Genomic DNA, 14,578 nt, shown 5'->3' with positions numbered 1-14,578 from the left:
AACCCAGGACCATGTGAACGAACGTTATCTCCAGCATCCCCTACCCGGCAGTTTCGCGGTGGAGAGGGAGGGGGAAATCACACGAAGGGACACGTTCGCTAGCGCCTGCTACCGCACGCACCACCCGGCCCAGAGGCCAGGGCCACGACTACAGCCGGGAGCACGCGCCAAGGGGAGCCGCTACGAGGCCTCCTCTGCCCACCGTGCCATCAGCCGCACGGCACGGCGGCAGAGGTGCATCACCGACCTCCGACCGGCGCCCCGTGAGGGCACACGGGGGACAGAGCCGTCCTTCGCGTGCCATTCGGGAGGTCGGCCATGAGGGCCCTACCCTTTCTGCTTCCGCCGTGGCTCCAAGCCGCAGGCCAGGCATCACACGCCCCCCTCAGACTCTCCGCCACGCTGCTCAAGGCGACCGCGCTGGAGCTGACCATCCTCGCCGGGCACCTCCTCCTCTACCCGTCAGGCATCACCCAGGAGAGCCGCCCCGCCTCCAGGCCGACCGGGACACCTCACCTGCCGCCCGCCGACGGCGCCAGGCCCGTCGTCCTGCTGCATGGCTTCATCGACAACCGCTCGGTCTTCGTCCTGCTGCGCCGCTCGCTGGCCCAGCACGGCAGGCACCATGTGGAGTCACTCAACTACTCGGTGCTCACCTGCGATATTCGCACCGCGGCCGACCTGCTCGCCCAGCACATAGAGGAGATCTGCGAGCGCACCGGCCACCGCGAGGTGGACATCGTCGGACACAGTCTCGGTGGCCTGATCGCGCGCTATTACATCCAGCGCCGCGGCGGCGACCACCGCGTCCGTACCCTGGTCACGCTCGGCACCCCGCACGAGGGCACCAGCGTCGTCCCCCTGATGAGCGCGCACCCGATCGTCCGCCAGATGCGCCCCGACTCCGATGTGATCGCCGAGCTCAGGGAGCCCGCCCCCGGCTGCAGCACCAGGTTCGTGAGCTTCTGGAGCGATCTCGACCAGGTGATGACCCCACCGCGGACGGCCCGCGTCGACCACCCGGACCTGCTCACCCACAACGTCCCGGTCACTGGCATCGGACATCTCGCCCTGCCCGTACACCCCGCGGTCGCGGCGGGAATCCGGCAGGCGATCGACTCCGACGACCTGGCGTCCCACGCCGACGGCTCAGCCTCCGTGGCCTGACCCGGCCCCACCCCGACCCCACCCCGAGCCCCCAGGGTCGAACGAAAGTCGAACACAAAGCCAAGGCTGTACCTATGAACTCCCGAAAGGCGGCCGATTGCCCGTTTCCTGAAATCATGAAACCTGCCGAAGATTGTCGCCGTCGCATACCGCCGGGTACAGTCGCCGCACTCGCTCTGCCCCCCGCTGTCGAGGCGAAAGAGAAGTTGGTGAACGACCAGCACGGCTATGCCGCCGGTTACGGCGACAACGCGACCGGTGCCTTCGACGCCACCTTCGCCTCCGACCCGCTGTTCGGCACGATGCCCGGCGCCGCCACACCGTCCGACCCGTACCACGCGTACGACTCCGGACAGAGTGGCCAGTGGGACAGCACCGCATGGTCGACGGGTTCGTACGACACGCTGGGCACCACCGGCGTCGGCGCGCACGCCACGGTCACCTACGACCCGTACGCCGCGCAGTCCACCACCCCGTACGAGACAGGCAGTTACGACACGACCGCCGTCTGGGCGAACGCCGGTTACCAGCAGCTCTCCGACATCCCCGCCCAGCCGGGACCGCAGGCCACCGAGCAGTGGGACGGCACGGGCCAGTGGCAGGCGGGGTCCTACGGGCAGCACCCGCAGACGTACGACTCCGGGGCCTACGACGCCACCGCCTGGAACTCCGACGGCGCGACGACCACCGCGTACGGCACCTACGACGCGTACGGCACCCTCACCACGCCGACGTACGAGCAGCCGTCCACCGGAGCGGACTTCCCCGAAGCCGAGTTCCCCGAAGCCGAGTTCAGCGAGCCGGACGTCATCGGCACCACGGAGCCCGACGACGGCGCCAACGGTTACGAGAGCACCGGGTACGCGTACGACGGCGGTCACGACGGCGACGTCGGCTACGACGACCACGACGCGTACGCCACCGAGGACGACGACCACGGAAGCCTCGCCGCCGACGTCACCCCGGCCCCAGCCCCGGCCGCGTACACCCCGGACACCGCGCGCCCCCGCAACCGCGACCGCGGCGGCAACCGCACCCGCCGCCGCGCCCCCGCCAAACGCTCCGGCCTGCTCACCGTCGCCGTGCCCTCCGTCTGCGCGCTCGGCGTCGCCGGGATCGCCGCCGCCTCGGTGAACACCGGCCTCGGCGACAGCAAGGGCGACACCAAGACCCAGGCCGCACCCGACCCGGCCACCCCCACGGTCAAACCGGCGCAGGTCAACAGGCAACTGGACACCCAACTGGCCAACCTCTCCGCCGAAGCCGACAACTTCGCCGGACGTGCGAGCCGCACCCAGGAACGTATCGACCTCAAGGAACGCCAAGAAGCCGAGCGGAAGCGCAAGATCGAGGAGGCGGAGCGCAAGGAGCGGCTACGCCCCAAGTTCGCCGCGCCCGTGGCACCCAAGGGGCTCAGCGCGCGCTTCGGCCAGGCCGGGATCAACTGGATGTCCGTGCATACGGGCATCGACTTCCCCGTCTCGTACGGCACTCCCGTGATGGCGGCGACCGACGGCACCGTACGCACCCAGTGGAACAGCGCGTACGGCAACATGGCGATAGTGACCGCGCCGGACGGCACCGAGACCTGGTACTGCCACCTCTCCAGCACGAAGATCCGCAGCGGCACGGTCAAGGCCGGTGACGTCATCGCGTACGCCGGTAACTCGGGCAACTCCACCGGCCCGCACCTGCACTTCGAGGTGCGCCCCGGCGGCGGCGCGGCGATCGACCCGCTGGCGTGGTTCCTGAGCCACGGCATCAACCCGGCTTAGGACCGATCACCTCCCCCTCCCCACCGGCGCACCTGCCCATCCTGCCCCTCTCTACAACTTCTCCACCGGCGCGTACCGCAGCAACAGCACCTTCGGCTTCGGGTCGCCGAAGTCGATGCTCGCCCGGGCCTGATCGCCCACGCCCTCCACCGCAACCACCGTTCCCAGCCCGAACTGGTCGTGCGTGACCCGGTCCCCCACCGCCAGCGACACCACCGGCTTGTCCCCCGCCCGACGCGTCGCGAACCCCGACGGCCCGCGCCGCGCACGGGACGAGGACAGCGAAGACGTCAGCGAAGACACCGCGCCCGATCCGCCCGATCCGCCCGACCCGCCGCCCCTGCTGGACGTCGGCGCCGGGACCGAAGGCCCGGTCCGCTTCCACTCCAGGTGCTGGTCCGGAATCTCCTCCAGGAACCGCGACGGCGGGTTGTACGAAGGCTGTCCCCAGGCACTGCGCATCGTCGCGCGCGTCAGATACAGCCGCTCACGCGCCCGCGTGATGCCCACATAGGCCAGCCGCCGCTCCTCCTCAAGCTCCTTGACCTGCCCCAGAGCACGCATGTGCGGGAAGACGCCGTCCTCCATACCCGTCAGGAACACCACAGGAAACTCAAGGCCCTTGGCGGTGTGCAGGGTCATCAGCGTGATGACACCCGAGCCGTCGTCGTCCTCGTCCGGAATCTGGTCGGAGTCCGCGACCAGGGCGACCCGCTCCAGAAACTCCGAAAGCGTCCCGGAAGCCGCCGCGCCCCCGCCTTCGCCACCCGCGCCTTCGCCACCCGCGCTCTCACTCTCGACCGAGGCCGCGGCCTCGGTCTTCTCCTGCTCGAACTCCAGGGCCACAGCCGCCAGTTCCTGGAGGTTCTCGATCCGCGTCTCGTCCTGCGGGTCGGTGGAGGCCTGCAACTCGGCCAGATACCCGGTCCGTTCCAGCACGGCCTCCAGGACCGTGGCCGGTCCCACGCCGGACTCGGCGATCGTACGGAGCTCTTCCATCAGCGTGTTGAAGCGCTTGACGGCGTTCGCCGAGCGCGCCGCCATGCCGTACGCCTCGTCCACCCGCCGCAGTGCCTGCGAGAAGCTGATCCGCTCACGCTGCGCCAGCGCGTCGATCATGGCCTCCGCACGGTCGCCGATGCCGCGCTTGGGGACGTTGAGGATACGGCGCAGCGGTACGGAGTCCTCCGGGTTGGACAGCACCCGCAGGTAGGCCAGTACGTCCCTGACCTCCTTGCGCTCATAGAAGCGCACCCCGCCGACGACCTTGTACTGGAGCCCGACCCGGATGAAGATCTCTTCGAAGACACGGGACTGGGCGTTCGTACGGTAGAAGATCGCGACGTCACCGGCCTTGGCGTCGCCCGCATCCGTCAGCCGGTCGATCTCTTCGGCGACGAACTGCGCCTCGTCGTGCTCGGTGTCGGCGACATAGCCGGTGATCCGGGCACCAGCGCCGGCGTTGGTCCACAGGTTCTTCGGACGGCGGCTTTCGTTACGCTCGATGACGGCGTTCGCCGCGGTCAGGATCGTCTGCGTGGAGCGGTAGTTCTGCTCCAGGAGGATCGTGGTCGCGTCCGGGTAGTCCTCCTCGAACTGGAGGATGTTGCGGATGGTGGCGCCGCGGAAGGCGTAGATGGACTGGTCCGCGTCACCCACGACGCACAGCTCGCCCGGCTCCGGGTCGCCCTCGCCGCCGACCGGGCCGACCAGTTCGCGCACCAGGGCGTACTGGGCGTGGTTGGTGTCCTGGTACTCGTCGACCATGATGTGCCGGAAGCGGCGGCGGTAGTGCTCGGCGACGTCCGGGAACGCCTGCAGCAGATGCACCGTCGTCATGATCAGGTCGTCGAAGTCGAGGGCGTTCGCCTCGCGCAGCCGTGACTGGTACATCGCGTAGGCCTGGGCCACGGTCTTCTCGAAGCCGTCCGCGGCCTGCCCCGCGAAGGTCTCCTCGTCAATCAGCTCGTTCTTCAGGTTCGAGATCTTGGCGCTGAAGGACTTGGGCGGAAAACGCTTGGGGTCCAGGTCCAGATCCCGGCAGACCAGCGCCATCAGCCGCTTGGAGTCGGCGGCGTCGTAGATCGAGAACGAGGACGTGAAGCCGAGCCGCTTGGACTCGCGGCGCAGGATGCGTACGCAGGCGCTGTGGAAGGTCATCACCCACATCGCGGCCGCGCGCGGTCCGACGAGGTCGGCGACGCGCTCCTTCATCTCGCCCGCGGCCTTGTTGGTGAAGGTGATCGCCAGCACCTGCCCGGGGTGCACCCCGCGCTCGGCGAGCAGATACGCGATCCGGTGGGTCAGCACCCGGGTCTTACCCGACCCGGCCCCGGCGACGATGAGCAGCGGGGTGCCGGAGTGCACGACGGCGGCGCGCTGATTGTCGTTCAGCCCGTCCAGCAGGGCAGCCGGGTCCACCGCGGGGCGGGGGGCGCCGTCGCGGTAGTACGCGTCCCGGTCCACGGGTGCGTCGAACCGGCCCCCGAAGAGGTCGTCCGGAAGCGGCTCGGCTTCCGGAGCGTGCTCCTCGGGTGGCGGCGGAGGCTCGTCGCCCGAGTGCTTGAGGTCCGCCAGGAAGCTGTCGTCAAAGAGGCTGCTCATCGTCTACCGAGTCTAGGCGGCCGCACTGACAACCGGTCCCGGGTTCCCCCGGTCACCACATGAACGCACACACTCACAGAGCGCGAAAGTCACGAAAAGGTATCGGACATATCGCGCACCAACCTTCCCAGGCACCTCGGGAGTTGGCTAGCGTGCTCACCGGGCGGTCCGTATCCCCACCGGCGAACCACGCCGGGAACGGGCAGCCCCCGCCGAGTCTGGCGCGCCCGCGAGGGGCCGCCGGAGCCGGGGACCCACGTGCCCCTGGGGTGAATCGGCACCGTACGCACACACCTGCACGCGCATACACGCCCATGCACAAGAGGTCGCGTACGAGACCGTAGGGCAACCTTCCGACACACCGCCCGAACCCGACAGCTAACCCGGTAGGCGGTCTACGGAAGGAGCGCCTCCGTTGGCGTCGCACCGCAAGCCGCGCAACAGTTTCGGCCCCATACGCAGCACCTCCCAGGCCGTCGGGATCACCACGGCCGCCGTCACCTCCGTGGCCCTGTTGTCGCAGACCGCGTACGCCGGGCCGCCCGCATCGCCGTCCACGGCCCCCGAGCCGTCCCTCGAAGAGGTGCGGAAGAAGGTCGACGACCTGTATCAACGGGCGGGCGTCGCCACGCAGAAGTACAACGCGGTCAAGGAGCGCACCGACAAGCAGCGCGGGCAGGTCGACAAACTCCTCGACGAGGCCGCCCAGCGCACCGCCAAGCTGAACGACACCCGACAGGAACTCGGCGCCATCGCGGCAGCCCAGTACCGCAACGGCGGGGCTTCCGACACGGCGACGCTGATGCTCGCGGACGACCCGCAGAGCTACTTCGACCAGCGTCACCTGATGAGCCGCCTGAGCGGCAAGCAGGAGAAGTCCCTCTCGGACTACCAGCAGCTCCAGGCAACGGCGGCCAAGAAGCGCGGCGAGGCGACCAAGAGCATGAAGACCCTGGCCGAAACCCAGGGTGAGCTCAAGTCCTCCAAGCGGGAGGTCCAGCGGAAGCTGTCCGAGGCTCGTGAGCTGCTGTCCACGCTGACCGCTGAGGAGAAGGCGCGGCTGGCGGCGCTGGAGAAGAAGCGGGAGGCCGAGGCCCGCGAGAAGGCGAAGGAGCTGGCCCGCAAGAAGGCCGCGGAGGCGGAGCGCAAGCGGCTGGCGAAAGAGGCGACAGCGAAGGAGCAGAAGCAAGGGCAGGAGCAGAGCTCCAACACCGACGCAGGCACCGACGCGGGTCCGAACGACGACGGCAGCGGCGGCGCAACCGAGACCACCCCACCCCCAGCTGCAACGCCAACCCCAACCCCCTCCCCCGACACGTCGACGGACGGCTCGACAACGGGCGACTCGACGAACGACTCGTACGCCGCCAAGGCCGAGAAGGTCATCGCCTTCGCCGAGGCGCAGATCGGCAAACCGTACGTCTGGGGCGCGCAGGGCCCGGACTCGTACGACTGCTCAGGGCTGACCGGCGCCGCCTGGAAGACCGCCGGTGTCACGCTGCCGCGCACCACCTGGGACCAGGTGAAGTTCGGCACCCAGGTGTCGGTCGACGACGCCAAGCCCGGTGACCTGGTCTTCTTCTACGACGACATCAGCCACGTCGGCATCTACATCGGCGACGGCAAGATGATCCACGCCCCGAAGCCGGGCACCAACGTCAGGACCGAGTCGATCTACTACATGCCGATCCACAGCGTCCGCCGCGTGGCGTAACGCGTGGCATAGCAGTGCAGTACGGCTGGAGGCGCGCTGCCACCCAGATCAGGTCCACCAGATCAGGTCCACAGGACAGCGATAAAGACGTTCGTCGTGGTCAGCGCGCCTACAGCGCCAAACATCGACTTGTCGATGCTTTCCTCGTCCCGCTTCACGTACACCAGCGCCAGGATCACGATCAGCACCGCCATCTTGACGGCGATCTTGACGTTGTTGACCGCATGGTCATCGGCCTGGTTCAGACCGACGAGCGCGACGCCGGTCACCAGCATGGTCAGCGCGCCATGCAGCATCGCGGGCGTGAACCGCGCCGTACCCTCGCCCATCGCCTTCATCTGCGTAAGGAACCCGCCCAGCAGCGAGGCGATACCGATGATGTGCAGACCGACGAAGACATTGATCAGTACGTCCATAACGCCGGAGCCTAACCGGACCCCCACCAGCCCCCCTCAGCCAGGTGTGCCCCACCAGACCCGCCAGACGCACCAGCCCCCCTCCCACACGCGACCCATCACACTCGCGCCGCACACGATCACCTGCGCTCACATACGGTCATCGAGCCACGCATTTCCACCACCTACGGGCAACTCCCCGCCGCCTCCCGGCCCCCAGGCCTAGCGTCCCTCTCCAGGTGACCGGCTCCCCACCGCCGCCCGGGCCGACCCGGGCGGCAGTTCGGTCACCACCGCCGAAAGGACTGGCGGCGGCCCGTTCCCCTGGGCGGGCCGCCGCTGGGACGAACGTAGGGAGTTATCCGGTGGCCGCTCACCGAAAACCCAAGCAGTACCAGTCCCCGCTGACCGGCACGACCGCCCGAACCGCCCTGACCCTCGCCCTGGCCAGCGCCGCTAGCGCCATGGCCCTCGAGGGCACCTCGGTCGCGGAGCCGCGCCTCACCCCGTCCCAGGTGAAGGCCAAGGTCGACCGGCTGTACCAGGAGGCCGAGGTCGCCACCGAGAAGTACAACGACGCCAAGGAGAAGGCCGAGCAGGCTAAACGCGAATTCGGCAACCTCCAGGACGAGGCCGCCCGCAAGACGGAGGACCTGAACGCCGCCCGCAGGTCCCTGGGTTCGGCCGCCACCGCCCAGTACCGCAACGGAGGCATCGACCCCGCGGTCCAACTCGCCCTCAGTTCAGACCCGGACGACTACCTGGAGCGCGCCACCTTCGCCAACCGCGCGGGCCTGCGCCAGGCCGCGACCATCACTCGCGTACAGCGGCAGCTACGCGACGCCGACCGGCTGAGCAAAAAGGCGGACAGCCGCCTCAGCGAACTCCGCGCCCGCCAGGCCGACCTCAAGCGCCACAAGGCCACGGTCACCACCAAGCTCAAAAAGGCCGAACGCCTCCTCAGCAACCTCACCACCGAGGACCGCGCCCGCATAACGAAGCCCCCAGCCACCCCCACCCCAACAACCACACCAAAGAACCCCACCCCAGCCACCCCCACAACCCCCGCAACCCCAACCACCCCACCCCGCAACTCCCCCAACGCCACCCCCACCCCCTCTTCCTCCCGAGCCGCCCAAGCGATCGCCTTCGCCCACAGCGCCATCGGCAAGCCGTACGTCTGGGGCGCGACGGGCCCGAACGCCTTCGACTGCTCCGGCCTCACCCAGGCCGCCTACCGCTCAGCAGGTGTCTCCCTCCCCCGCACCACCTTCACCCAGATCAACGCGGGCCGCCGCGTCTCCCGCTCCGAACTCGCCCCGGGCGACCTGGTCTTCTTCTACTCGGGCCTCAGCCACGTAGGCCTCTACATCGGCAACGGCCAGATGATCCACGCCTCCAACCCAAGCGCCCCGGTCAAGGTGGCCCCCATCAGCTCCATGCCGTTCGCCGCCGCGACGCGGGTGGCCTAGCGGCGGTTCGGGAATCCGGGGGCTTCCAGCCGCGTTGGCCAAACAGCCACTCGTACGTCCCCGCTTCGCCCAGGAGACGTCTCTCATGTCAGACCTCACGTCAGATCTCACGCTCGATCTCACGCCAGAGCCAGAGATCGATGCCGTCGTGTTCGACGTGCTCGGCACGCTGGTCGACGAACCCGCCGGTATCCGCGCGGGCATTCGTGAACTCGACCCATCGCTCGGTCATCCCAGGGTCGAGCAGCTTTTGTCGCTGTGGCAGCAGCACATCGACCGCGAGCAACGTCGCATCCTCGACGGCGTCCGGCCCTACCACCCAAGCGACGTCCTCGACCTGGAAGCGGCCCGGCTCGTCGCCGATGCCGTCGGAGTCGACGACCCGACCGCTGTAGCGACGCTGGCTCTGTCAGGTCGCAGGCTCCCGCCATGGCCCGACACCCTGGCAGGGCTCGCCCGACTTGCCGAACGGTTCCCGCTGATCGGACTCTCCAACGCCAGCCGGACAGCACTGCTGCGACTCAACGCTCACGCCGGGCTGCGCTGGCACCAGGCACTGTCCGCCGAAGACGCCCGGACCTACAAGCCGGACCCAGCAGTCTACCAACTGGCCGTCACCGTCTCCGGACGCCCACCGGAGCGACTCCTGATGGTCGCCGCGCACGCCTGGGACCTGCGTGGAGCACAGGGCCTCGGCCTGCGCACCGCCTACGTCGCCCGCCCCGTCGGCGACCCGCCCACCGCATCGGACGAGTTCGACCTGCACGCCGATGACCTGGTCACCCTGACCGACCAACTCACCCAACTCACCCAACCCACCCAACTCGACCACGCCTAGACGGTGCCGTGGGGGCCTAGCGCGGGTCCCTCCATCACGAGCTGCGCGCAGGACCACACCGACCGAATCGGTCCGCAGCGCACGCACCCTCAGGGCGGCCTGGTCGAACGGCGCCCGGGTCAAGGTCAGCTTGGCAACACAGCGGCCCCGTCCGCCCGTTGGCCGGGGCAGTGTCGGGGGCGCCCAGTGTCCGCAAGGGCACAGGGATGGCCGCCCTCTAGTCGCAATGGTCGCGGGGCCGGGCCGGCCGTCAAGGGCGCTCCCTACGGTCGCGTCGGCTCCGCCGATTCCGCTGTCGCTCCACCCTTGACACCCGCCCCGTCCCCGCTATGCGGGTTGTGGGAGGGCGGCCCGGGGGAGGCGGCGGGCAGCGCTTCGGGAGGGGCGAGCGTTTCGCTGCCGGGTGCGGACCGGTTGTGGTTGCGGGGCGCACGAGGGGGATGGGTGGTCCGACACCGGCTCAGCGGCTGCGGCAGGTGGGGACCGAGGGTGCGCACGAAGGCTGGGTGGGTGGTCGCGCCCCGGCTCAGCGGCTGCGGGCTGGTGGGACCGGGCCGCGAGCGGCGCGTGGGTAGTGACGCCCGGCCTGGCGGCCACCGGCCGGTGGGGCAGGAGGGCACGTCTGGGGCTGGTGGGATCAGGTCGCGGAGTGAAGTGCGACTTTGGGACACTAAAAGCCGGGCAAAAGGGGCGACTTGGTGTCCCAAAGTCTCCTCTTACTCCCGACTGGGGTGGGATGGGATGGGCCCGCCAAGCGCCCCTCAGCCCAGCCCCAACCCCCGGTCCGGGCCTCCTGGCCGGTCCGGGCCTCCTGCCCGGTCCTCGGCCGGGCCACCGGCCTGGCCCTCGCTTAGCCTCGCGCGACGGGTGCGAGTGCGAGTGCGACCGACAGCAAACCAGCCGCCGAGCCGGGGCGGCACCACCCACCCCCTCATGCGCCCCAACAACCAGTCCGCACCCGGCAGCGAAACGCGCGCCCCTCCCCCACCCGCCCCGCTGCCCTGCTTTTTGGGCCGCCCGGTGTACCTCGCCCTCGCGGGTCCGGGACGGGTGTCAAGGGTGGAGCGACAGCGGAATCGGCGCAGCCGACGCGACCAAAGGGAGCGCCCTTTACACCCGGCCCGGACCCGCCACCATCCGACGAACCGGGCGGCCACCGGCGCCCAACGCGGCACTGGCCCACCACAACGCAGCCCCGCCCCACCCTGGACAGTTCGGCCAGCCCCGATCCTTTGCACCAGCTGAGTCAAACGGCGGGAGGCTGGGCAGACGGCTCACCAACCCCCGACGTGAGCTGGGTAGATGACGGACGCTCACACGTACGGGGACAAAGTGCCTCCAGGAACTCCAAGAGCATGGCATGGAGGAGTTCCGGTCGTTCGAGGTGCAGGTCGTGGCTGGTGCCGGGAACACTCATCGCGACGGTTGTGGGCCGCTGTTGGAGCATCCTGTCAACGTCTGGCTCGGAAAGGACGCTCGACTGGGCGAGCACGACGAGGGTAGGGCAGGTGATCTGCCGCACTCATCCTCGAAGGAGTACTGGGCGCCTTCCGCCAGCGCGGCGACCATGACGTCCCGGTCGAAGCGTGGGTGCCAGGCGCCGTCGCGCTCTTCCAGTCCCGCTGCCCAGCCCGCGCCCACCGGCCCTCCGCCGAAAAACTCGGCCGCCGCTGCACGTGAGGGGAACGGGGTCGGCCATGAGTCGAACCAGTCGCCGATCTCCTTGGGAACGTTCGGATTCGGGCCGTCAGGACCGGCTTCGACGAGCACAAGTCCGCGCACCACTTCGGGGTGAGAGGCGGCGGTGAGCATCGCGGTATGGCCGCCGAGCGACTGGCCGACCAGGACCGGTCGCTCCAGCCCCAACTGCTCGGCAATGGCCACCACGTCGGCGACGTAGGCAGCGCGCGAGACATCTCCCGGATACCGCTCGCTGGCGCCGTGTCCACGCTGATCGACCGCGACCACGCGAAACCGTTCACGCAGGCGACTCGCCAGCACGTCCCATTCACCCGCGTGACCGGCCAGTCCGTGTAGCAGCACGAGCGGGTGGCCCGCCCCTCCCCAGTCACGACAGACCACCCGGACGCCGTCCCGCAGCACGAGCCGCTCGGACACACCCATCTCAACCCTCCCCGCAGACGTCATCCCGATCATGCCCCACGGGGTCTGGCCGCGCCCGACGAGGTGGTGTCCGCGCGGCACCCGGCAGCTTCCGGCTTCCGGCTTCCGGCACTCACGCGAGGAGCGGTGCGCGGACCTTTGCGCGCAGGTGCGCGGCGCGAGCGCGTACGTCCTCCGGGGTCAGCCAGCGCCGCCGCGCTTCGGTCGCGCCTCCATGGCCACGGCAGGCGCGGCAGAGTCCGCCAGGCAAGGCCTCCGGGCGGCCGGGTACGCCGCAGTCGGTGCACTCCATGATCGGCGCGCGAGCGGCCAGGGACAGATGTGCCGGAGCCAGCGCCGGGGCCGGGGCCGGGGCCGCTGGCAGTTCGGGTGGCATCCGGTCGATAAGGCGGCGACGGGTGAAGGCTCCGGGCGCGTGTACGCCCTCGGCGGGGAGCCCAGCCGTGAGGGCGTACGCGAGGGTGTCGGGCGTCGCCCCACGCGCCAGCCAGTCGGCGGCGAGGGGTTCCAGGGCTTCGCAGTCGGCGGCGGAGAGGGCCAGGCGCGGGTCCCTGCGGCCCAGTTGGGCGAGGGCGAAGTAGGCGGGGGACGGCTGGGAGGTGTGCTCTGCCTTAGGGAATTCCTCGGGCGATACGTCGTCGGCCGCGCCCCCGTCACCCTCTGACACTGCGGCGGCCTGCCCGGTCGGGACCACTGGGACGTCACCGTTGAGGTACCGGGCCCACCATTCGCCGGTACGTGCGGTACGGGACCAGTGAGTACGGGAGACCCAACGGGTCACGCCGTCGCCGGTGTCGGCGAGCTGACGTACGCGGCGCAGGTGCCCGGCGCTGGAGAGGGCGTTGAGGGCCGTACGGACGGCCTGCTGGCCGTAGAGCGGGAGCGCCTTGGCGAGGGTCTTGGCATCCATCGCGGCGCCTTCGGGGAGCCGGTCGACGAACGCGGCGATGTAGGCCTCGCGGGCGGGGAGATGGGCGAAGTCGCCGGGGCGGCTGGGCGGCTCGTCAAGCACGGAGCGTTTGCCGTAGCCGGGGTTGGCCATGGGGTGTGCGTGCGCGGGCAGGGCCGCGTTAGAGTTTTCGTAAGCCACGAGATCGCCTTTTCCGATCTTGAGGTGAGACCCCGGCGGGTGTTGTCAGCACCCGACCGGGGTTGTTTATTGCCGCGAACGCTAGACCGTCGCAACTGCCCGTGGCAAGCCGATCACGAAAAGTCATGCGCGCTGGTGAGTGCGGGAGTTGGCGGGGAGGAGGGGAGGTAACCCAACCTCCCATTCCCTGCAAAAGCGGCTCGGACCTCGACGCCCGAAGCTCGGGTCGCGAGCGCCGGGGCTCAGACGCGGGTCGCGTACGCGACGAACGCGGCCCAGGCGGGTGCGGGCACGGCGAACCGGGGGCTTTGGGCTCCGAGCTTCGAGTCTCGGACGTGGATGGTGTGCGGGCAGGCGGCAACTTCGAGGCACGCGCCGCCCTCAGTGCCGCTGTAGCTGGACTTCCGCCAGGCGTAGGCGACTTCGAGGCAGGCACTTCCCGAGTCGTCGCTGTAGCTGGACTTGAACCAAGCCAGTTCGGTGCTCACAGCTCCTCCGCCACCTTCCTGATGAACTGGGCAGACTCCGCAGCGTTGAGCGCCTGCATGCGGATCATGCCATAGCGTTGACCAAGGACACTCAGCTTGTCCCCATCACCGTAAAGGGCGCCCGTCTCCTGCCCGTCGACGAAGGCATAGCGCTCGTGTTCCGCCGTCTCCACCAGCACGATCGGCCCGCTGAGTGCAGCAGCAGGAGCCAGATCGAACGGTAGGACCTGAATCGACAGATGCCGCTGCCCGCCTGCCTCCAGTAGGTGACCAAGCTGTCGCTTCATCACGACCGGACCTCCTACGGCTGAGCGCAACGTCGCCTCGTGGATCACGTAGCTGAAGTGTGTCGGCGGCATGCTGGTCAGCTTCTCTTGCCGTTTGAGCCGGGCGGTGACTCGTTCCCCGACCGTTTCCTCATCCAGAGGAGGACACCTGTCGCTGATCAACGCCTGCATGTACTCCCTGGTCTGCAACAACCCCGGGATCAGCATGGGCTCGTACCACTGGATCGTGATCGCCTCGGCCTCAACCTGCACGTACTCCTGCGCACGCTCGGCAAACGGCTCCGGCTTCAGGTACTCCTGCGCGGCCGTGAGCTTCCCGCCCGCCCCGCACACCTGGTCCGCCACCTGCAACAACCGCAGCGTCGGCCGTCTCCGACCGTTCTCCATCGACTTGACGTACTCGTAGTCGTAGCTCGACTCGTCGGCCAGCGACTGCCGACTGACGCCCGACGCCTCGCGCCACAACTTGATCTGACTCCCGCAGTACCGCCAAGCAATCGGCGGCTGAGAGTTCGTCTCGGACACAGCGCCCACCTCCCCGGGGTCCACGCCGGGTACGCCACCCTCCGTACCCGCGCCGCTACTCCAGAGGCTACGCGCCAACCCTCAACGTGAGCTGGGTGA

The 14,578-nt window shown here is 69.3% G+C and carries 10 protein-coding genes, 1 pseudogene and 1 riboswitch; of the genes and pseudogenes, 5 read left to right on the top strand and 6 right to left on the bottom strand.

From position 1 onward, the window contains the following. The first annotated feature begins 318 nt into the window (after positions 1–318). Complete coding sequence (locus tag GCN81_RS23260) at positions 319–1,167, top strand: esterase/lipase family protein (protein WP_156723052.1); 849 nt, start codon at positions 319–321, stop codon at positions 1,165–1,167. A gap of 209 nt (positions 1,168–1,376) precedes the next feature. Next, the gene (locus tag GCN81_RS23255; protein WP_156723050.1) at positions 1,377–2,942 is read left to right on the top strand and encodes a M23 family metallopeptidase; all 1,566 of its coding nucleotides are present in this window, start codon (positions 1,377–1,379) and stop codon (positions 2,940–2,942) included. A 51-nt stretch (positions 2,943–2,993) separates the two neighbouring features. On the opposite strand, the gene pcrA is transcribed toward GCN81_RS23255, so the two are convergent. Further along, positions 2,994–5,546, bottom strand: a complete 2,553-nt coding sequence (gene pcrA, locus GCN81_RS23250) for a DNA helicase PcrA (protein WP_156723048.1) — start codon at positions 5,544–5,546, stop codon at positions 2,994–2,996. 228 nt (positions 5,547–5,774) lie between these two features. Further along, positions 5,775–5,955: riboswitch (cyclic di-AMP (ydaO/yuaA leader) on the top strand. A 6-nt stretch (positions 5,956–5,961) separates the two neighbouring features. On the opposite strand from pcrA, the gene GCN81_RS23245 reads away from it, so the two are divergent. After that, positions 5,962–7,260, top strand: coding sequence for a C40 family peptidase (locus GCN81_RS23245; RefSeq protein WP_156723047.1), 1,299 nt, complete (start codon positions 5,962–5,964; stop codon positions 7,258–7,260). 62 nt (positions 7,261–7,322) lie between these two features. Here GCN81_RS23245 and GCN81_RS23240 read toward each other — a convergent pair whose 3' ends face one another. Then, a complete protein-coding gene (locus GCN81_RS23240; protein ID WP_156723045.1) occupies positions 7,323–7,676 on the bottom strand; it encodes a hypothetical protein in 354 nt (117 codons plus the stop codon). Positions 7,677–8,020: 344 nt separating this feature from the next. Here GCN81_RS23240 and GCN81_RS23235 point away from each other — a divergent pair, with 344 nt between their 5' ends. Continuing rightward, positions 8,021–9,127 carry a C40 family peptidase gene (locus GCN81_RS23235; RefSeq protein WP_156723043.1) on the top strand — a complete coding sequence of 369 codons (1,107 nt, stop codon included), beginning with the start codon at positions 8,021–8,023 and terminating at the stop codon, positions 9,125–9,127. 85 nt (positions 9,128–9,212) lie between these two features. Continuing rightward, positions 9,213–9,965 carry a haloacid dehalogenase type II gene (locus GCN81_RS23230; protein ID WP_156723041.1) on the top strand — a complete coding sequence of 251 codons (753 nt, stop codon included), beginning with the start codon at positions 9,213–9,215 and terminating at the stop codon, positions 9,963–9,965. Positions 9,966–11,211: 1,246 nt separating this feature from the next. Here GCN81_RS23230 and GCN81_RS23225 read toward each other — a convergent pair. The 4 genes and pseudogenes from GCN81_RS23225 to GCN81_RS23210 all read right to left on the bottom strand — a co-directional run bounded on the left by GCN81_RS23225 (position 11,212) and on the right by GCN81_RS23210 (position 14,479). After that, positions 11,212–12,089, bottom strand: a pseudogene (locus GCN81_RS23225) (alpha/beta fold hydrolase). A 112-nt stretch (positions 12,090–12,201) separates the two neighbouring features. Continuing rightward, complete coding sequence (locus tag GCN81_RS23220; RefSeq protein WP_231626465.1) at positions 12,202–13,179, bottom strand: hypothetical protein; 978 nt, start codon at positions 13,177–13,179, stop codon at positions 12,202–12,204. Positions 13,180–13,421: 242 nt separating this feature from the next. After that, positions 13,422–13,667, bottom strand: a complete 246-nt coding sequence (locus tag GCN81_RS23215; protein WP_156723039.1) for a DUF397 domain-containing protein — start codon at positions 13,665–13,667, stop codon at positions 13,422–13,424. Beyond that, positions 13,664–14,479, bottom strand: coding sequence for a helix-turn-helix domain-containing protein (locus GCN81_RS23210; RefSeq protein ID WP_156723037.1), 816 nt, complete (start codon positions 14,477–14,479; stop codon positions 13,664–13,666). Before GCN81_RS23210 ends, GCN81_RS23215 begins: the two co-directional genes overlap by 4 nt. Positions 14,480–14,578 lie beyond the last annotated feature (99 nt).

It is taken from the genome of Streptomyces apocyni, from assembly GCF_009739465.1.
GTDB lineage: Bacteria > Actinomycetota > Actinomycetes > Streptomycetales > Streptomycetaceae > Streptomyces > Streptomyces apocyni.
This window is presented reverse-complemented; position numbering and strand designations above follow the sequence as displayed.